General features: G+C 41.1%; 23 protein-coding genes. 14 read left to right on the forward strand and 9 right to left on the reverse strand.

Annotated features, from left to right (window positions below):
* The first annotated feature begins 105 nt into the window (after nucleotides 1–105).
* Nucleotides 106–348 (forward strand): cell division protein ZapB, encoded by a 243-nt coding sequence (zapB, locus tag AACV33_RS13640; RefSeq protein WP_012549125.1) that lies wholly within the window; start codon nucleotides 106–108, stop codon nucleotides 346–348.
* 434 nt (nucleotides 349–782) lie between these two features.
* On the opposite strand, the gene rraA is transcribed toward zapB, so the two are convergent.
* From rraA to AACV33_RS13675, 7 genes are all read right to left on the reverse strand, one after another.
* Nucleotides 783–1,280 (reverse strand): ribonuclease E activity regulator RraA, encoded by a 498-nt coding sequence (gene rraA, locus AACV33_RS13645; RefSeq protein ID WP_012549127.1) that lies wholly within the window; start codon nucleotides 1,278–1,280, stop codon nucleotides 783–785.
* Between the two features lie 93 nt (nucleotides 1,281–1,373).
* Nucleotides 1,374–2,282, reverse strand: a complete 909-nt coding sequence (locus tag AACV33_RS13650) for a 1,4-dihydroxy-2-naphthoate polyprenyltransferase (protein ID WP_012549128.1) — start codon at nucleotides 2,280–2,282, stop codon at nucleotides 1,374–1,376.
* 87 nt (nucleotides 2,283–2,369) lie between these two features.
* Nucleotides 2,370–3,239 carry a phosphoribulokinase gene (locus tag AACV33_RS13655; RefSeq protein ID WP_012549129.1) on the reverse strand — a complete coding sequence of 290 codons (870 nt, stop codon included), beginning with the start codon at nucleotides 3,237–3,239 and terminating at the stop codon, nucleotides 2,370–2,372.
* Nucleotides 3,240–3,340: 101 nt separating this feature from the next.
* On the reverse strand, nucleotides 3,341–3,583 hold the full coding sequence (locus AACV33_RS13660; RefSeq protein WP_012549130.1) for a YheU family protein: 243 nt from the start codon (nucleotides 3,581–3,583) through the stop codon (nucleotides 3,341–3,343).
* 34 nt (nucleotides 3,584–3,617) lie between these two features.
* Nucleotides 3,618–4,586: a hydrolase gene (locus AACV33_RS13665; protein WP_182700312.1), complete on the reverse strand. Its 969-nt coding sequence runs from the start codon at nucleotides 4,584–4,586 to the stop codon at nucleotides 3,618–3,620.
* Between the two features lie 19 nt (nucleotides 4,587–4,605).
* Entirely contained in the window at nucleotides 4,606–5,088 is a 483-nt protein-coding gene (locus AACV33_RS13670) for a TIGR02444 family protein (protein ID WP_182700313.1), read from the reverse strand.
* Nucleotides 5,072–7,003 (reverse strand): ABC transporter ATP-binding protein, encoded by a 1,932-nt coding sequence (locus tag AACV33_RS13675; protein WP_017020403.1) that lies wholly within the window; start codon nucleotides 7,001–7,003, stop codon nucleotides 5,072–5,074. The genes AACV33_RS13670 and AACV33_RS13675 overlap by 17 nt, the downstream gene beginning before the upstream one ends.
* Nucleotides 7,004–7,151: 148 nt before the next feature.
* On the opposite strand from AACV33_RS13675, the gene kefG reads away from it, so the two are divergent.
* The 4 genes from kefG to slyD are packed head-to-tail and all read left to right on the forward strand — an operon-like array spanning nucleotide 7,152 to nucleotide 10,377.
* Nucleotides 7,152–7,724 carry a glutathione-regulated potassium-efflux system ancillary protein KefG gene (gene kefG / locus AACV33_RS13680; RefSeq protein ID WP_065611819.1) on the forward strand — a complete coding sequence of 191 codons (573 nt, stop codon included), beginning with the start codon at nucleotides 7,152–7,154 and terminating at the stop codon, nucleotides 7,722–7,724.
* Nucleotides 7,724–9,514, forward strand: a complete 1,791-nt coding sequence (kefB, locus tag AACV33_RS13685; protein ID WP_182700314.1) for a glutathione-regulated potassium-efflux system protein KefB — start codon at nucleotides 7,724–7,726, stop codon at nucleotides 9,512–9,514. Before kefG ends, kefB begins: the two co-directional genes overlap by 1 nt.
* A gap of 20 nt (nucleotides 9,515–9,534) precedes the next feature.
* Complete coding sequence (locus AACV33_RS13690; RefSeq protein WP_017020401.1) at nucleotides 9,535–9,729, forward strand: YheV family putative zinc ribbon protein; 195 nt, start codon at nucleotides 9,535–9,537, stop codon at nucleotides 9,727–9,729.
* Between the two features lie 57 nt (nucleotides 9,730–9,786).
* Entirely contained in the window at nucleotides 9,787–10,377 is a 591-nt protein-coding gene (gene slyD / locus AACV33_RS13695) for a peptidylprolyl isomerase (RefSeq protein ID WP_012549137.1), read from the forward strand.
* 497 nt (nucleotides 10,378–10,874) lie between these two features.
* On the opposite strand, the gene AACV33_RS13700 is transcribed toward slyD, so the two are convergent.
* Together AACV33_RS13700 and AACV33_RS13705 are read right to left on the reverse strand one after the other, a co-directional pair.
* On the reverse strand, nucleotides 10,875–11,099 hold the full coding sequence (locus AACV33_RS13700) for a SlyX family protein (protein WP_012549138.1): 225 nt from the start codon (nucleotides 11,097–11,099) through the stop codon (nucleotides 10,875–10,877).
* Nucleotides 11,096–12,112, reverse strand: coding sequence for a WD40 repeat domain-containing protein (locus tag AACV33_RS13705; protein ID WP_182700315.1), 1,017 nt, complete (start codon nucleotides 12,110–12,112; stop codon nucleotides 11,096–11,098). The genes AACV33_RS13700 and AACV33_RS13705 overlap by 4 nt, the downstream gene beginning before the upstream one ends.
* A gap of 129 nt (nucleotides 12,113–12,241) precedes the next feature.
* On the opposite strand from AACV33_RS13705, the gene fkpA reads away from it, so the two are divergent.
* From fkpA to AACV33_RS13750, 9 genes are all read left to right on the forward strand, one after another.
* On the forward strand, nucleotides 12,242–13,036 hold the full coding sequence (fkpA, locus tag AACV33_RS13710; RefSeq protein ID WP_017020399.1) for an FKBP-type peptidyl-prolyl cis-trans isomerase: 795 nt from the start codon (nucleotides 12,242–12,244) through the stop codon (nucleotides 13,034–13,036).
* 197 nt (nucleotides 13,037–13,233) lie between these two features.
* The gene (locus AACV33_RS13715) at nucleotides 13,234–13,938 is read left to right on the forward strand and encodes a helix-turn-helix transcriptional regulator (RefSeq protein WP_026025264.1); all 705 of its coding nucleotides are present in this window, start codon (nucleotides 13,234–13,236) and stop codon (nucleotides 13,936–13,938) included.
* Nucleotides 13,935–14,327 carry a sulfurtransferase complex subunit TusD gene (tusD, locus tag AACV33_RS13720; protein ID WP_012549142.1) on the forward strand — a complete coding sequence of 131 codons (393 nt, stop codon included), beginning with the start codon at nucleotides 13,935–13,937 and terminating at the stop codon, nucleotides 14,325–14,327. The genes AACV33_RS13715 and tusD overlap by 4 nt, the downstream gene beginning before the upstream one ends.
* A 29-nt stretch (nucleotides 14,328–14,356) precedes the next feature.
* The gene (gene tusC / locus AACV33_RS13725) at nucleotides 14,357–14,713 is read left to right on the forward strand and encodes a sulfurtransferase complex subunit TusC (RefSeq protein ID WP_017020398.1); all 357 of its coding nucleotides are present in this window, start codon (nucleotides 14,357–14,359) and stop codon (nucleotides 14,711–14,713) included.
* Between the two features lie 9 nt (nucleotides 14,714–14,722).
* On the forward strand, nucleotides 14,723–15,010 hold the full coding sequence (gene tusB, locus AACV33_RS13730; RefSeq protein WP_017020397.1) for a sulfurtransferase complex subunit TusB: 288 nt from the start codon (nucleotides 14,723–14,725) through the stop codon (nucleotides 15,008–15,010).
* 165 nt (nucleotides 15,011–15,175) lie between these two features.
* On the forward strand, nucleotides 15,176–15,550 hold the full coding sequence (rpsL, locus tag AACV33_RS13735) for a 30S ribosomal protein S12 (protein WP_012549145.1): 375 nt from the start codon (nucleotides 15,176–15,178) through the stop codon (nucleotides 15,548–15,550).
* Nucleotides 15,551–15,644: 94 nt separating this feature from the next.
* Nucleotides 15,645–16,115 (forward strand): 30S ribosomal protein S7, encoded by a 471-nt coding sequence (rpsG, locus tag AACV33_RS13740; RefSeq protein WP_012549146.1) that lies wholly within the window; start codon nucleotides 15,645–15,647, stop codon nucleotides 16,113–16,115.
* Nucleotides 16,116–16,248: 133 nt separating this feature from the next.
* Nucleotides 16,249–18,345 carry an elongation factor G gene (gene fusA / locus AACV33_RS13745; protein WP_065611814.1) on the forward strand — a complete coding sequence of 699 codons (2,097 nt, stop codon included), beginning with the start codon at nucleotides 16,249–16,251 and terminating at the stop codon, nucleotides 18,343–18,345.
* A 108-nt stretch (nucleotides 18,346–18,453) separates the two neighbouring features.
* Nucleotides 18,454–18,693, forward strand: a 240-nt coding sequence (locus AACV33_RS13750; protein ID WP_339379725.1) for a GTP-binding protein, incomplete at its 3' end; no start/stop codon positions are given.

The following is an 18,693-nucleotide window of genomic DNA, read 5'->3' on the forward strand; positions in this document are numbered from 1 at the left end:
ACACTATGGCAGAATTGCAATTGCTGAGTAGAATAGAAAACAAGTTTCGCAGGGAATCAATAATGCCCCTGCATTTCAATTAGAATTACAGTTAAGGTGGCAGGAATGTCTTTAGAAATATTAGAACAACTAGAAGCTAAAGTTCAGATGGCAGTAGATACAATCGCACTGCTACAAATGGAAGTTGAAGAATTAAAAGAAACGAACGCAGAGCTAACTCAAAATCTTGAGCAAGCAAATAACGGTCGTTCTGAAGTTGAGCAAGAAGCTCAGAAAGCACGTGATGAACAAGCTAGTTTTGAAGCTCGCATCCGTGGTTTATTAGGTAAGATGGAAGAAGTAGAGTAATAGAGCAGGGACGAGGACGCTTCGCTCGAGGAGTGAGGAAGAGCTGAGTTCTGTGAATTATTTGAAACCGTAGGTGTGAAAGCACCTGCGGTTTTTTTTTGATGCTAGAAACTATACGCTTCGCTAACTAGAGACTATAAAAGCAAAAAGCGAGGGTTCAGCTCTCAGGTTTCAGGAAGATATGAGGTAGTGCTTTGGCTTTTAGCTCCTCCCCTTTATCACAGTTGTTACTTGGTTGTGAGTATCAATATAAGGGGAGGTTGGGAGGGGTTGTCAATGATGAAGTTGAGTTTATCCGCATAACATGAACATGGCATAACCAACCCCCTCTAACTCCCCCTTGGATTGACTATGCAGATCTCATTGCAATGGCGATAAAGGGGGAGAACCATTCTTTGTCGCTGTAACTACAACGATCACCTCTGAATTCTGCTCTATTCTTCCTCACCCATCTCTTCTAACGGCTCTTGAGAAATGATAATTCCTGTTGAATCAGCATAAAGGTAGTCTTCAGGTAGAAAGGTAACGCTACCAAAATTGACGGCAACATCTATTTCACCGACATTTTTCTTTGCTGCACCCACAGGAATAGAAGCAAGCGCTTGAATGCCTAATTCTATTTCTTCTAGATAATCGACTTCACGTACACAGCCATAAACGATCAATCCTTCCCACCCGTTGTGTGCCGCTTTTGCTGCGAGATCAGCGTCAATCAATGCACGACGTAATGAGCCACCGCCATCAATTAATAATATACGACCTTCACCTTTTTCATCCAGTAGTTGGCTAATAAGTCCATTATCTTCAAAACACTTGATTGTCGTGATTTGTCCTGAGAATGAACTCTTTGCACCAAAGTGGCTAAACATTGGTTCAACAACATCAACTTGGTCTAAATAAATGTCACAAAGTGCTGAAGTATTATATTCCATCGTGAGGCTTACCTTCTGGTTGTGGTGGCAGTTAAACGTGTGAAGATTTTAATATACGTACTTTCTAGGTCATTACTATGACAAGTCTCAAGGTTATATAGATAAATACAAACCAAGTGAGAAGAAGATATTTGTGAATAAAGCACATTGCACGACCGTTCCCATCATTGGTCTAATGGCTTCGCCATCGGGTGCTCGCATCACTGAAATAACATGATTCAGTACAAAAGGTGCCGGGATTAAAAATAACCAACCAGCTAAAGAGTGGATTTGCGTTGCGCTAAATAGGGCGAGACACGTAAAGCTGATCGCGATGATGATGGCGTGATACTTACGACCCCAATTTGGACCCATGCGTACCGCCAGTGTCATTTTTCCACAGGCGGCGTCATTATCAATATCACGCAGATTATTAATATTTAAGACGGCAACAGCCAAAAGGCCACAAGCAATAGCAGGCAGAAGCAAAGAGGAGGATAAATGACCTGTTTGTAAGTAGTAAGTTCCTGCAACCCCCAGTAGACCAAAAAAGATAAATACTGAAATATCACCAAGTCCACGATACCCATAAGGTTTATCTCCCATGGTGTATGCGATAGCCGCGCCAATCGCTAAAAGACCAAGAATAATGAATCCGATAATGTCCATGGTTTGATGAAGAGAGCTAAAAACCAAGATTAAACCGCTGATAATGGTTAAGACAATATTAATACCAATGGCTTTCTTCATCGTAGCTTGAGTGACAAGGCCGGATTGCATGGCACGTTGTGGCCCAAGGCGTTCATCATTATCTGTGCCTTTTACTGCATCACCATAATCATTGGCGAGGTTGGATAAAATTTGCAGTAAAGTGGCGGTAACGAAGGCCATTATGGTAATGGTTGCAGAAGCATGGTTATTCCAATACGCCAGAGCCGAGCCGGTCATGATAGAGGCAAGCGCTAAAGGTAATGTTTTTGGACGGGCTGCACTGAGCCAAATAGCAAAAGGAGAAGTTTTCATGGCATCGCAAAAATAGTGAATAGACTCTCTATTATTCACTATTTTCGACACATACCCAAGTTTGTCACTGATCTTTTAATAAAGAGATTAACCAATCTTACCAGTTTCAATAAGTTGCTGAAGCAAAGGACGAATGATTAGCTCCATTGCAAAACTCATTTTACCGCCAGGAACAACCAACGTGTTATGACGTGACATGAAAGAACCATCAATCATTGCAAGTAAATAGGGGAAGTCGACATTGGCGATACCACGAAAACGAATAACAACAAAACTTTCATCTAAACTTGGAATGCCTTTGGCGTTTAATGGGTTGGAGGTATCAACCGTGGGTACGCGCTGAAAGTTAATATGAGTACGTGAAAACTGTGGTGTGATGTAATTTAGATAATCATCCATTGATCGAACAATAGAATCCATCACGGCTTCACGAGAATGACCACGATCACGGGTATCTCGAACAAATTTCTGAATCCATTCAAGGTTTACAATCGGCACCATTCCAATCAATAGGTCGACATGCTGTGATACATTGATATCCCCATCAACGACGCCACCATGAAGGCCTTCATAAAAAAGGACATCGGTGTTATCTGGCAGTTCTTGCCATGGGGTAAAGGTTCCGGGCATTTGATTAAAAGGAACCGCTTCATCAAAGGTGTGAAGATAACGACGGTATTGTCCGCTGCCATCAATACCATATTGGTGGAAAAATTGTTCAAGGGCAGGAAAGTCGTTTGCTTGAGGGCCAAAGTAGCTAATGTGCTTACCTTGTTCTTTTGCTTTACGGATCTCGACATCCATCTCTGGACGAGTAAAGCGGTGAAAGCTGTCACCTTCAAGCCATGAGGCTTTTATATCCATCATGTTGAACATTTTACGGAAAGCTTCTGAGGTGGTGGTAGTGCCGGCGCCAGATGAACCAGTCACGGCAATAATTGGATGTTTAGCGGACATGACAAACCCTGTCTATTTTCCTTAATTGGGAAGATGTTATAACAGGGTTGATTTAAATGATACGTTATAGTTTAAAAATTGTGAGTGATTTGGTGACGTAATTACTCAAAGTCGTGATTGGTCATATTTGGGTTGAAACGGGCTTTGGTTTGAATATCTACCGTCTCATGAAGCTCTGAAAATACCACCATGGCGTCACCATTTTTGAGCAGTAGTTTAACCTGCTCTATCTTGTCTTGATGGCTGCATTCCATTTCTCCATAATCCGTGCCTTCTCGCAGTACAAATTCTGAAATTAAATTTTCTAGCGTATCTGGAGCAATGTCTTGCCAAGGAATGATCATACTTCTATCTAATCCTGATCTAAATTAAAGAGCGTTACACAACAGTTTGAAACCACCGATTTACGGTGTCTTCTAGCCAAAAGTTTGGTTTGGTCATTGAGCCATTAATAAAGCCAACATGGCCCCCATGTTCCGTGAGTTGATAGTGTACACAGTTAGGAAGAGGATGAGTAGGGATCACCGCGGTTGTCATAAAAGGATCGTCTTTGGCGTGAATGATCCGTGTTGGAATGTTGATGTCATTGAGAAATTGTAACCCGCTGCATTGCTGATAATAATCTTGGGCATCGGCATAGCCATTGAGGGGGGCGGTGATTAAATTATCAAATTGCAGTAAGTCAGGAATGTCGGCAATCATGTCTTTGTCTAAACCAACGATATGTTTTCTTGTGCTAGTTAACTTTTTGATGCTATTGGTTTTTAATGAACGTAACAAATACCCTTGGTATACACGAGAGAATCCTTGTTGAATTCGCTCTGAACACGCCGATAAATCTAAAGGTGCGGAAATAATGGTGGCGGCATTGAGTAATGTATTCGAGTTATATTTTGCTAAGTAGTTAACCAACATATTGCCGCCAAGAGAAACGCCAGTAGCCACTTTGACTCGATTTGGAAAGCGGTCATGGATGGTTTCTAGGAAGAAACGAGCGTCTTCGGTTTCACCTGAATGATAGGCTTTTTCTAAGCGATTAGGTACGTCACTGCACCCTCTAAAATGCATCATTACCCCTAACCAACTTTGTTCTTTGGCTGCAGATAATAATCCATTCGCATAAGGACTTTCAAAACTTCCTTCTAACCCATGAAACAAAATGAACAGAGGTTTCTTACCTGCGGTGTTTGGATTTTCGCTCCAGGCTAAATCAACAAAGTCGCCATCGGGTAATTCGAGTCGTTGCCAATACGCCTTAAATAAGGGGTGACGGCGCAGCAATCGTGGTAATAAGGTTTGAATATGGGCGTTTGATAATCCGGTTATTGGCGTAAATTGATCCATCATAGGTCATCACTTATGGTCATTAAGGGTGTAATGTATAGAGTAAGTTTTGGGCATTAAGCGAAACACAATAAAGAGAAAGTAACGTTGAATGCGTTGATTGAGTTTGGTTTAAATCAATACGATGCAGTGTGTGTAATAGATCATGTTGTTGTTGCTTTTCTAACTGTAATTCAAAATTAAGGGCTTGTTGATAAAGCGTTTTTGACTCAGTAAGTTTGATGTTTTTTCTTAATGAACGATAAGAGATAAGTAGTGGGTCTGTATAAGAAAGGGCATCTTGAAGCTGATGGTGTTGTGTTTTTGAAATAGAAATGGCAAGTGAATCGAGCCATATGAATAAGAGCACTAAATTTACGTTACCAGAGTATTGGTCTTGAAGAGTAAGGCATGCTTGCTGTACACCTTCTTTTTTATAGTGGGATAGAGAAAAAGCCCAAAAGGCATCAGTGGTTAACTGCGCCTGTTGGGTTGGGGTCAATATTCCGTTATGAGCGGGCTTCATTTTCTTTTTCTTCAATTTGTTCTTGAAGATCCATCCACTCCATCTCAACATCTTCTAGCTCTGATTTTGCTGATGCTTGAGTTGCTAATACTTCGGTTAAGCGTTTTTTGTTTTCTGCTTCATACAGGGAGACATCACCCAATTCTTCTTCTGCTTTACTTATGGTGTTATTCAGAGCGTCCATTTTCTTTTCAAGCTTTGTTACTTCTTTACGCAATGGGGCGATTTGTTTTCTGAATTCAGCCTCTTTGCGTTTTTGTTCTTTTTTCTCAGCCGCACTTAAGCTGGTTGAGGCGCTTGGACTGTCTTGTTTATCTTGTTGCAGTTGTTCTTTACGCTCTGATTTATTTTGTTCTGTTAGCCACTTGTAGTAATCGTTTAAGTCACCATCAAAAGGCATGACTTGACGATCGTGAACGAGGTAAAGGTCATCCGTTGTTGCACGCAGTAGATATCTATCGTGGCTAACAATAACCATTGCGCCTTCAAAGGTTTGCAGCGCCATGGTTAAGGCTTGGCGCATGTCTAAATCAAGGTGGTTGGTTGGTTCATCGAGTAGCAGCATGTTTGGTTTTTGCCATACAACGAGAGCTAAAACTAAGCGTGCTTTTTCTCCACCAGAAAACGGACCCACTTTATCTAAGGCTTTTTCGCCTTTGAAACCAAAGCTGCCTAAGTAATCACGTAACTGTTGCTCGGTATGATTAGGGGCAACTTGCATTAGATGTTGCAGTGGGGTTTCTTCAACTTGCAGCGTTTCTAATTGGTGTTGTGCAAAATACCCAATCTTTACGCCTTGAGAATACGTGAATATGCCGCTTTGAGGTGCGAGTTCACCGGACAATATTTTGATTAAGGTCGATTTACCAGCGCCATTTCGACCTAATAGACCAATGCGGCTACCTGGAACTAAATTCAATCGAATTTGTTCTAGGATGGTATTGTTTTCGTAACCGGCACTTACTTCATCCATCATTAAAATTGGATTTGGCAAAGCATCAGGTTCTCTAAAATTAAACGTAAATGGGTTGTCTAATTGTGCAGGTAATACTTTTTCCATTTTCTCTAGTGCTTTAATACGACTTTGCGCTTGGCGAGCTTTAGAGGCTTTATAACGGAAACGGTCTATGTAGGACTGCATATGTGACATGTTCTTTTGTTGCTTCTGATATTTCGCTTGTTGCAGCACGAGTTTTTCAGAACGCTGGATCTCGAACGATGAGTAGTTACCGGTATATTCGTTTAGTTGCTGATTCTCAACATGAACAATGCGATTGATTACTGGATCCAGAAAATCGCGGTCATGAGAAATGAGCATTAAGGTGCCGGGGTAGTTTTGTAACCAACGCTCTAGCCACATAACGGCATCTAAATCTAAGTGGTTGGTTGGTTCATCGAGTAACAAAAGATCCGAACGGCAAAGTAGTGCTTGAGCTAAGTTTAAACGCATACGCCAGCCACCAGAGAATTGAGTTAAATTCCAATCCATCTGTTGTTGTGAAAAGCCTAAACCATTTAATAATTCAGCCGCACGTGAGTTAATGGTATAACCACCAACGATGTCGATCTTACTGTGTAATTCAGCAACTAATGTTCCGTTATCGGCTTCTTCGGCTTCGATGAGTTGAGCTTCTAAGTTGCGATATTCACGGTCGCCATCAATAACATAATCCAGTGCTTTACGCTCTAATGCCGGAGTTTCTTGCGCTACCCACGCGAGTTCCCAATGGTGAGGAACTCGATTTGAGCCGCCATCAACACTTAGTTCGCCTTTAATTAAGGCAAAAAGAGTGGATTTACCACAGCCGTTTTTTCCGACCAAGCCAACTTTATCACCAGGGTGAATGGTTGCTGATGCTTGTTCTAATAATGGCTTCCCGCCACGAAGTAATTGAATGTCTGAAAAAGTAATCATGCTGTGGTGTTCATCTCTTTATTGGCTAAATGTAGAATACGAGGAGCATAGTAGGCGGAAGAGGGAAGATTGTCGATATGGAAATAGTCTGTATGATGGAGGCAATGACTCATTTAGAACAATAAAAAGAGAAGTCTGAAAGGAATTTATGACTCAATCTAATGACGTGCTATTAACATCCACTCCGTTGCCAAAAATATTGGTTATCCTCGCGCATCCCGATCCAGAACATTCGATGGCAAATAAAGCCATTTTAGCGGCTTACCAGCAGTTGCCCCATGTAACCGTACATGATTTATATGCTACTTATCCTGAATTTTTTATTGATGTTGTGTACGAGCATGAATTACTCGCACAGCACGATATTATTGTTTTTCAACATCCGTTATATCTTTATTCTTGCCCTTCTCTGTTAAAAGAATGGATGGACTGCGTACTTGGAAAGGGATTCGCCTATGGTGAGGGAAATGCGCTAAAAGGTAAGCAGTGGCGTAGTGTGATTACTGCGGGTGGTATTGAAGAGGCATTTTCTGAGACGGGTTATAACCAACATTCAATGGATGATATTTTAATTCCGTTTAAGATCACGGCGGCGTTGTGTCAGATGGAATGGATAACACCATCAGTGCAATATTGGGCACGTAAAATTACGATAGAAAAAAGACAGTCTTATATTAATGATTACAGAAACTGGTTATTAAATCCTAAGGGAGAACTCTAATGGCAGGCGATTGGCTACATACCAGTGCGATATTTTTAGCTGCTGCTGTGGTTACGGTGCCATTGGCTCAACGATTTGGCTTAGGGGCTGTACTCGGTTATTTACTCGCGGGCATCGCTATTGGACCGTGGGGATTACAACTTATTTCAGATGTTGATGCTATTTTGCACTTCTCTGAATTTGGCGTGGTGCTTCTTTTATTTTTAATAGGCTTGGAACTGAACCCCAATAAATTATGGAAAATGCGAAAACCTATTATTGGTTTAGGCGGCAGTCAGGTGGTGGTGACATCGTGTGTGATCACCGCTGCAATGATGTTTTATGGTTTGGCGTGGCAAGTCAGTGTCGTTATCGGTATGGGATTGGCTTTGTCTTCAACGGCCATTGCGTTACGAGTCATTGAAGAGCGGAAGTTATCTGATTCAGAAAGTGGTCAGTCAGGTTTTGCGGTGTTGTTGTTCCAAGATATTGCCGTCATTCCTATGTTAGCGGTATTGCCAGTATTAGCGGGTGGTGCAAGTGGTAATTGGCTCGATGGATTATGGATACTCGCCGGTGTCATTGGTATTTTTACGTTAGGGCATTTCTTATTACGTCCATTATTTAGTTATGTTGTTAAAAGTGGGGCGCGTGAATTGTTTACTGTAGCCGCGTTATTGCTTGTTATCGGTGTTTCGGCAGCAATGAAAGAACTTGGGTTATCCATGGCGTTAGGGGCTTTTCTCGCAGGTGTGTTATTGGCCGAGAGTGAATTTCGTCATGAATTAGAGGTTGCGATTGAACCATTCAAAGGATTGTTGTTAGGTTTGTTTTTTATTGCTGTTGGTATGTCGGTTAATTTAGGCTTATTACTTCAGTACCCAGTCGAAATAGCAATTGCCGTTACCTTATTAGTGGCATCAAAAGGATTTCTTCTTTACGGTTTAGCTCGAACTTTTGGAACGCAAGCCAAAGCCCGAAGCCAAATGGCGATGATTTTAAGCCAAGGGGGGGAATTTGCGTTTGTCTTGTTTACCGCGGCACAAATGGAAGGCTTATTGAGTAAGGAATTGACGGCGTTTTTATTAGTGGTGGTCAGTTTGTCTATGATGACGACGCCACTACTATTGATCGCTCAAGATAAATGGTTTGCAAGAACATTGAACCATGAAGAAGAGATGCCGTTATCTGATTTCACCCACGCCACCCAGCCAAAAGTGATCATAGCCGGTTTTGGTCGATTTGGTCAGATTGTCGGTCGTTTGTTGTTTGCGAATAAAATTAAGTTAACCATTTTAGAAGGGGATCCAAGTCAAATTCGTTTGCTGAGAAAATTTGGTTATAAAGTGTATTACGGTGATGCGACTCAAGTTGAACTATTAAGAGCCGCAGGAGCCGAAAAAGCAGAAGCAATCGTGATTTGTAAAACAGATCCTCAGAAGGTGATGGAGATTGTGGCGTTATGTAAACAACATTTCCCTCACTTAAAAATATTGGCTCGTGCTCGTAGCCGAGTAGAAGCGTATGAGTTACTCAATGAAGGGGTTGATCACTTTTCTCGAGAAACTTTTTATGGAGCCCTTGATTTAGGACGACAAACCCTCACATCTTTGGGTATGCATCCTTATCAGGCCAAGCGTGCAGAGTCGCATTTTAAAAAGTTAGATGTTGCTATGCTAAAAGAATTGTTACCATTGCATTCAGATGACAAAATTCTGGCTTCTAAAGCGAAAGCAGCTCGAATCGAGTTAGAAGAGATTTTTGGCTTGGAAATGGAAAGTGAACGTTCAAACCAGACTCACTGGGATTAATTTGCACAAGGATATTTACCGTGAAAAAAAGATTCATTGCGGGTGCAGTTTGTCCGTCATGTAAAGTGTCAGACACTCTACGTTGGTGGCAAGAAAGTAATATTGAGCATGTCGAATGTGTGGAGTGTGGTCATACTGATCGCAGAACCCCGAAATCGATAGAAACAAGCAAACACGCTCAAGATGATGTTATTGGTGTATTTAAACCTGAATAACGTTATCTTTGTGGCAATAAATATCATCCTTTAATGCGAAGTGCATCCGGAGTTAAAATGAAAATTGAAAAGAATGTTGTAGTTAGCCTTGCTTACCAAGTTAAAACTGAAGAAGGCGTTGTTGTTGATCAATCAACAGCTGAAGCACCTCTTGATTACTTACACGGCCACGACAATCTGATTGTTGGTCTTGAAAAAGCACTTGAAGGCAAAGTTGCAGGCGATAAGTTCAGTATCACTGTTGCCCCAGAAGAAGCGTACGGCGAGCACATGGATGAGATGATTCAACGTGTTCCTGCTGATGTATTCCAAGGCGTTGAGCAAATTGAAGTTGGCATGCGTTTTCTTGCTGACACCGATCAAGGTCCAATTCCTGTAGAAGTAACGGAAGTTGATGGCGACGAAGTTGTTGTTGATGGTAATCACATGCTTGCTGGTCAAACACTCGGCTTTGAAGTTGAAGTGATTGCAGTTCGTGCTGCGACTGAAGAAGAAGCAACTCATGGCCATGTTCATCAAGAAGGTGGCTGTGGTCACGATCACGGACACGACCATGATCACGAAGGCGGTTGTTGTGGTGGCGAAGGCCATTCTCACGAGCACAAAGAAGATCATGAGTGTTGTGGCAGCGGTAACTGCTCTAAGTAATTTAGAGGCAGAGCGCTTCGCTTGAAGACGCTACGCTAAAGGGCAGATTTGGTCCTTAAGAATTGAAAAGACCACAGGTGTTGAGCCTGTGGTCTTTTTTTTGATTTTAGGAAAGAGGGTCCATAGGATTTAGATCGCTGCGCTTGAAGAATTTAGGGGTGATCATGGTGATTTTAGCGAGTACTAGCTAGTTCCTCCCCTTGATTATCAATAATTATGTGATTGATAATGTTGATATAAGGGGAGGTTAGGAGGGGTTGTTAGCGATTAAGTGTAATTTTTGTATATTCCAAATGCTTTTATTACCAACCCCCTCTAACTCCCCCTTGTCTTAACTATTCCTATCTCATAATTATAGAGTTAAAGGGGGAGAACTATCTTTGTCGCTGCTATTAGAACAATTACTTTATGATCTTCTCAAGCGAAGCGTCTCAAGGCGAAGCCGTTTTAAGCATAGCGCCCTTTAGCAACTTGTTTGATCTTCCTGAAACCTGCTCTTAGTAATGCGGTGGTGGCGTTTCTTCTGATGCATCCGCCATACTTGACGTATCCATTGTTTTCATTTTACCTACGACAAATTTCATTTGAACTTGCATGTTGGTGATCAGCAATTGTTGTTGTGATAACGCATCGTTTAATTCATCAATTGTTTGTTCTTGGAACGCCATTTGGCATTCTAAATCACTGATTTTTAGTTCTAGTTGTTTTATGTCTGTTGTCATTCTTCTATCAACCACGCTTGAGCTATTCCGGCTGAGGTGGCTGAAATGACTCGTTGTTTTTTATCAATAGCGACATCATACACTACGGCTGTTGGTGGGCGTGCATCTTTTAGTGGTTCAGCTCGCCATTGTTCTTGTTTCTTACCTGAGGGTATATTCCATAATTTTATCGTGCCAGCAGGGGAACCGGTAACAAGATAATTGCCATCATTACTAAAACGGGCAGTAGAAAATACTTGCTGACGAGAAAAAGTGCTCAATGTTGATATTTTTTGACCGGTTTTTAAATTCCAAATAAAGCCTTTATTTCCACCATCGGCAGTTAATGCAAATTTTCCATCACGCTGTAAAGCAATGCGGCTCACTCGTTTTTCATGTTCAAAAGTATATATAATTTGCCCTGTAGTGGTATCCCAAAAATAAGCAAAATGGTCATTTCCTCCAGAGAGTGCAAATTTCCCATTTGCAGATAGGGCGACAGAGTTTACTTTTTCTCTATGAGCCAAAAACTCCAAACGGCGACCCGTTGCTAAATCAATATAAATCGCTTTACCGTTAGATAAGCCAAGTAGGACTTGCTGTCCATTACTTGAAATATCGACGTCACGGATAATGCCATCAGAAATGGACCATAATCCTTCAGATAGGCCCATACCTAAATCCCAGACCGCAAAATTAGTTTGGGTTGCCGTAATAGCAAAACGAGAGTTGTCTGAAATCTTAATGTGGGAGACGACAGAATTAAGTTGGTCTTGCTTACCAAAATACGTTAATTCTTTATTCTCAATGAGATCCCAAAAATGGAGGCCACTTTTTTTATTTAATTGAGGATTTTTATCTTTGGGGTGAGGTTTTACATAGAATAGAGCAAAACGTGCGTCTCTACTTAAAGCGAAACTGGTGGTTCCTTCAGGGGCCATCTCCCAACGTTGAACGTCAGAGTTATTAAAGAAACAGCCAGCTAATGTCAGTGTAATGACAAATATTGCAAGGTATTGAGAGATAACGCGCATCAAATTGAACTACTCGTTTGTAATGTGTCTATAAGTACTAGTATATTGTGATGAGCACTATTTCGCATCTTTATCTAAATAATTGAATAAGAAAATGAGGCAGCACCTCAAATAATTCGGAGTTTTGAAATGAAATCTATCTTTAAAGTATCGCTACTTGCTGCAACTGTTGCATTTGTTGTTGGTTGTCAAAAAGAAGAAGCACCAAAAACAGAGGCAACTACGTTACCTGCAACAATTGAAGCATCAGCAGAAGGCGCAACAGCATCAACATTTGCTTCTGAAGATGAAAAAGCGGGTTATGCAATTGGTGCATCATTGGCTAAATACTTAAACTCTAATTTAGAGAAACAAACAGAACTAGGTTTAGACCTGAAAAAAGCCGATGTGCTTGCTGGCGTAACGGATGTATTTAATGGTAAAGAACGTCTAACTGATGAGCAAATTCAAGGCGCTCTACAAGCATTAGATCAACGTGTTGCTGAAATCGGTAAAAAGAAAGCCGCAGCTGAATCTGAAGCAAACATTAAAGCAGGTGCAGATTACCGTGCTAAGTTTGAAAAAGAAGACGGCGTAATGAAAACTGAATCAGGTCTATTGTACAAAGTACTTACTCCTGCTGATGGCCCTAAACCAAAAGACACAGATACCGTCGTAGTTCATTACTCTGGTACGTTAATTGACGGCACTAAGTTTGATAGCTCTTACGATCGTAATCAACCAGCAACGTTCCCACTTAATGCTGTAATTCCAGGTTGGACTGAAGGTGTTCAACTTATGAATGTTGGTTCTAAGTACAAGTTCGTTATTCCTGCAGAACTAGGTTACGGCGCTCAAGGTAACCAAGCGATCCCTGCAAACTCAACATTGGTATTTGATGTTGAATTGCTAGAAATTAAAGACGCAGCAAAACCTGCAAAATAATCTTAGCGAAGATTAAATAATCTAAACTTTGTTTTAGATCACTGAATTAACCCCGGCACTTGCTGGGGTTTTTTATTTTCATGCAAATATTCTGATAAACTTGATGGAATTATTTTAAGCAACAGGTTCGATACCTATTTATTGTTATAAATCGGTATTAGGCACTCGTTGGGTAAACAGATATTAAGTTGGTGAATATGAACATTGAAACTGCTATAGAAGAGCGTTTATCTGAAATGAAGCCATTTACTGAATTTGATCATCATATCTTGCAGTCTTACGAAGCCGTCGTAGATGGTATCGCAAGTTTGATTGGCAATTATTGTGAAATCGTTCTGCATTCACTTGAAGATATAAATAAATCGGCTGTAAAAATTGCCAATGGTGAGAATACAGGCCGTAAAGTAGGTTCTCCAATTACGGATCTTGCTTTGCAAATGTTAAAAGATATTCAAAGATCAAAACGAAATTTTTCTCGTTCATACTTCACTCGTGCAAAGGGTGGTGTATTGATGAAGTCGATTACCATTGCGATCCGTAATGGTGACCAACGAATTATAGGCCTGCTTTGTATCAACATAAACTTGGATGCACCATTTTCTCAAGTACTGCAATCTTTTATGCCAAGTGAAGAAGCAAATGAAGCCGCTTCGAGCGTCAATTTTGCGAGTGATGTTGATGAACTTGTTGATCAAACGGTAAAACGTACGATTGATGAAATTAATGCAGATAAAGAAGTGGGCAATAATGCGAAGAACAAACAGATAGTGATTGATCTGTATGATAAAGGTATTTTCGATATTAAAGATGCGATTAATCGCGTGGCTGATCAGCTAAATATTTCCAAACACACTGTGTATCTTTATATTCGTCAAAGAAAAATAGAGGATGGTGAGAAGTGAGTTTAACTTATGGCATAGTCGTCAATGGTTCAGCTTATGGCACCCAAGCATCAAGACAAGCGTATCAGTTTTCTAAAGCTTTGATTGAACAAGGCCATACATTAAAGAAAGTCTTCTTCTATCAAGATGGTGTGTTAAATGCATCTGCGCTGATTTTACCTGCAAATGATGAAGTGAATATTACACAAGCGTGGCAACAACTTGCGAGTGAACATTCTATTGAGTTGGAAACTTGTGTTGCGGCGGCACTGCGTCGTGGTGTGATAGGGGAAGAAGAAGCAAACCAGCACAAACTTTCTCAACACAATTTAGCATCAGGTTTTCAACAGGCAGGACTCGGTGGTTTAGCGACTGCGTTGTTACGTTATGATCGTGTAATTCAATTTTAATCGCTTGGTTATCAGTCATTAGGAACATAATGAATAGACTTGGATTTGTATTTCAAAGCTCACCGCATTCAACGACGCAAGGAAGAGAGGGGCTGGATGCTATTTTAGCCGCATCTGCTTATAGTGACGATATTCGCATATTTTTCGTTGGTGATGGGATTTTACAATTACTTAAATCACAAAAACCAGAGATGATTTTATCTCGTGATTATATTGCAGGGTTTAAAATGCTGGAATTGTATGATCTCGAAGATATATTTGTCGACAAAGCGGCATTAGCAAATCGTGGTATTACAGAAAGTCATTTATTGATAGATGCTCATCTTATTTCTATTAAAGATTTAAATGAAAAATTGTCACAATGTGACCAAGTAATGGTGTTTTGAGGGGAACGTATGCTTCATATTTTGACTAAAGTAGAAAACCTTCAAACAGTGCGAGTGAATGAATTACCGATTAATAAAGAATCAGATATAGTACTTTTAACGAAAGATTGCGTATATGCAGGCATTAATGATCATAAAGATCATTCTGTGATCCTTTCTTTTAAGCAGTGTTATATTTTGCAAGAAGATGCAGAGGCAAGAGGCGTTTTATCACTAATTAATAATAAAATTCAATTAGTTAATTACTCTTCTTTTGTTGTTTTGACCCAAGAGCGCTCACCGACAGCGACTTGGTAACTGTACGTGTTTTTGTCTAAATAACAGTTATTTTTAAATTGTTTATTAATAGTGCTGTATATTTCTTGACACATATCACGTTCAGCCTTAGAATTTCGCGTCCCTATTTCTATAGGGCTATAGATTTTTCAAAAGTTTTCGAACCCCTAATCAGGAGCTATTTTAATGGCAACTATTAATCAGTTGGTACGCCAGCCACGTGCAAAGCAAGTTGTTAAAAGCAACGTGCCTGCGCTAGAAGCGTGTCCACAAAAACGTGGTGTATGTACTCGCGTATATACTACTACTCCAAAAAAACCGAACTCAGCATTACGTAAAGTATGTCGTGTTCGTCTAACTAACGGCTTTGAAGTTACTTCATACATCGGCGGTGAAGGTCACAACCTTCAAGAGCACTCAGTTGTTCTTATCCGTGGTGGTCGTGTTAAAGATTTACCAGGTGTGCGTTACCACACCGTTCGTGGTGCACTTGACTGTGCAGGCGTAAACGATCGTAAGAAAGGTCGTTCTAAGTACGGTGTGAAACGTCCTAAGTCTTAATGGAATCCGTTAAGTAAGGCCAAACACTATATATTTGTAATTTGAAGAAACTGAAAAGTTTTGGATAACCTGAAGACAACAACGGAGATATTCCATGCCACGTCGTCGCGTAATAGGCCAACGTAAGATCCTTCCAGATCCTAAGTTCAAATCTGAACTGTTGGCAAAATTTGTAAACATCGTAATGGTTGACGGTAAGAAATCAACTGCTGAAAAAATCGTTTACGGTGCACTAGAATTAATGGCTGAGAAATCTGGTAAAGATCACTTAGCTGTATTCGAAGAAGCTCTTGAAAACATTCGTCCATCGGTAGAAGTTAAATCTCGCCGTGTGGGTGGTTCAACTTACCAAGTTCCTGTAGAAGTACGTCCGGTTCGCCGTAACGCACTTGCTATGCGTTGGTTAGTTGAAGCTGCGCGTAAGCGTGGTGAAAAATCTATGGCTCAACGTCTTGCTAACGAAATGTTAGACGCGTCTGAGAACAAAGGTACTTCGGTTAAGAAACGTGAAGACGTTCACCGTATGGCCGATGCTAACAAAGCGTTTGCTCATTACCGCTGGTAATACCGAAGGTGCAGCAGTTCTTGCTGCACCTTACTTCCTTCTTTCCCATTTAGTTATACACTTAGTTATTATTGCTATTTCAGTGCAATTGCGTCGGAAATAGCAATAATCCCTAAGATAAGAGGATACAACTGTGGCTCGAAATACACCTATTGAGCGCTACCGTAATATCGGTATCTGTGCCCACGTAGATGCAGGTAAAACTACAACTACTGAGCGTATTCTGTTCTATACTGGCCTTTCTCATAAAATCGGCGAAGTTCATGATGGTGCTGCTACCATGGATTGGATGGAGCAAGAGCAAGAGCGTGGTATCACGATCACTTCAGCTGCAACGACCACCTTTTGGCGTGGTATGGATGCACAATTCCAAGATCACCGTATTAATATTATTGATACTCCAGGGCACGTTGACTTCACTATCGAAGTAGAGCGTTCACTGCGTGTTCTTGACGGTGCTGTTGTTGTATTTTGTGCTTCATCAGGTGTTGAACCTCAATCTGAAACCGTATGGCGTCAAGCTGATAAATACGGCGTGCCTCGTATCGTCTTCGTTAATAAGATGGACCGTGCTGGCGCAGATTTCTTACGTGTGATTGAACAAATTAAAAATCGTCTTGGTGCAAATCCTGTTCCTATCCAATTAAACATTGGTGCAGAAGAAGATTTTGGTGGAGTAATTGACCTTATCAAGATGAAAACAATCAACTGGAATGAAGCCGATCAAGGCATGACTTTCTCTTATGAAGAGATTCCAGCTGATATGCAAGAGCTTGCAGACGAATGGCGCCTAAACTTAGTTGAAGCGGCAGCGGAAGCGTCAGAAGAACTGATGGATAAATATCTTGAAGGTGAAGAGCTGACAGAAGCTGAAATTAAAAACGCATTACGCACACGAACGATCAATAATGAGATTGTTCTTGCGACTTGTGGCTCTGCATTTAAGAATAAAGGGGTTCAAGCTGTACTTGATGCCGTTGTTGAATTCCTACCGGCACCTATTGATGTTCCTGCAATCAAAGGTCTTGATGAAAATGACAATGAAGTTGAGCGTCATGCTGACGACAACGAACCATTTGCAGCACTAGCATTTAAAATTGCAACAGACCCGTTTGTAGGTACGCTTACCTTTATTCGTGTTTATTCTGGTGTCGTTAATTCTGGTGATGGCGTATATAACTCAGTAAAACAAAAACGTGAACGTTTTGGCCGTATTGTTCAGCTTCATGCAAATAAGCGTGAAGAAGTGAAAGAAATACGAGCGGGTGATATTGCTGCTGCAATTGGTCTAAAAGACGTAACTACAGGTGATACTCTGTGTGATCAGAACGCGAAAGTGGTTCTAGAACGTATGGAATTCCCTGAACCAGTGATTCAAATTGCGGTTGAACCAAGAACGCAAGCTGACCAAGAAAAAATGGGTGTAGCGCTTGGTAAATTAGCGGCAGAAGATCCATCGTTTAAAGTTGAAACCGATAAAGAATCAGGTCAAACATTGATTTCTGGTATGGGTGAACTACACCTAGATATCATTGTTGATCGAATGAAACGTGAATTTAGCGTTGAATGTAACGTAGGTAAACCTCAAGTTGCTTATCGTGAAACTATCCGTGGTAAAGCGGAAGTTGAAGGTAAATTCATTCGTCAATCTGGCGGTCGCGGTCAATATGGTCACGTATGGCTAAGAATCGAACCAGCTGAACATGATGCAGGTTTCGTATTCGTAGATGAAACTGTTGGTGGTAGTGTTCCTCGTGAATACATCAGCTCAGTAGCAAAAGGTATCGAAGAGCAAATGCATAACGGTGTGTTAGCAGGTTATCCTGTTCTCGACGTTAAAGCGACGCTGTTTGATGGTTCTTACCACGATGTTGACTCCAATGAAATGGCGTTCAGAATCGCGGGTTCAATGGCGTTCAAGAACGGTGCACTAGAAGCGCAGCCTGTTATTCTTGAACCTACAATGAAAGTTGAAATAACCACTCCAGAAGATTGGATGGGTGACGTGGTTGGTGATTTAAATCGCCGCCGTGGAATGATTGAAGGTATGGACGACGGTGTCGCTGGCCTGAAAATTATTCGTGCTCAAGTACCACTTTCTGAAATGTTTGGTTATGCAACATCTCTTCGTTCGGCGACACAAGGCCGTGCATCATATTCGATGGAATTCTCAGAGTACGGCGAAGTACCTAAGAATGTCGCGGATAGAATTATTGCTGAACGCGGATAAAATACTTTACACTATTGCGTCAAAGTCAATTGACGCATAAAATAGCAAATTCTGGCGCGCCTTATCATTGTCGGATAGGGTGCCTCATAACTAGGAAGGAACACGATCGTGTCTAAAGAAAAATTTGAACGTACGAAACCGCACGTAAACGTTGGTACAATCGGCCACGTTGACCACGGTAAAACAACTCTAACTGCTGCTATCTGTACTACACTTGCAAAAATTTACGGTGGCGTAGCTAAAGATTTCGCATCAATCGATAACGCTCCTGAAGAGCGCGAGCGTGGTATCACAATCTCAACTTCTCACGTTGAGTACGATACTCCTGCACGTCACTATGCACACGTT

It is taken from the genome of Aliivibrio sp. SR45-2 (assembly GCF_963890165.1).
GTDB classification, from domain to species: domain Bacteria; phylum Pseudomonadota; class Gammaproteobacteria; order Enterobacterales; family Vibrionaceae; genus Aliivibrio; species Aliivibrio salmonicida.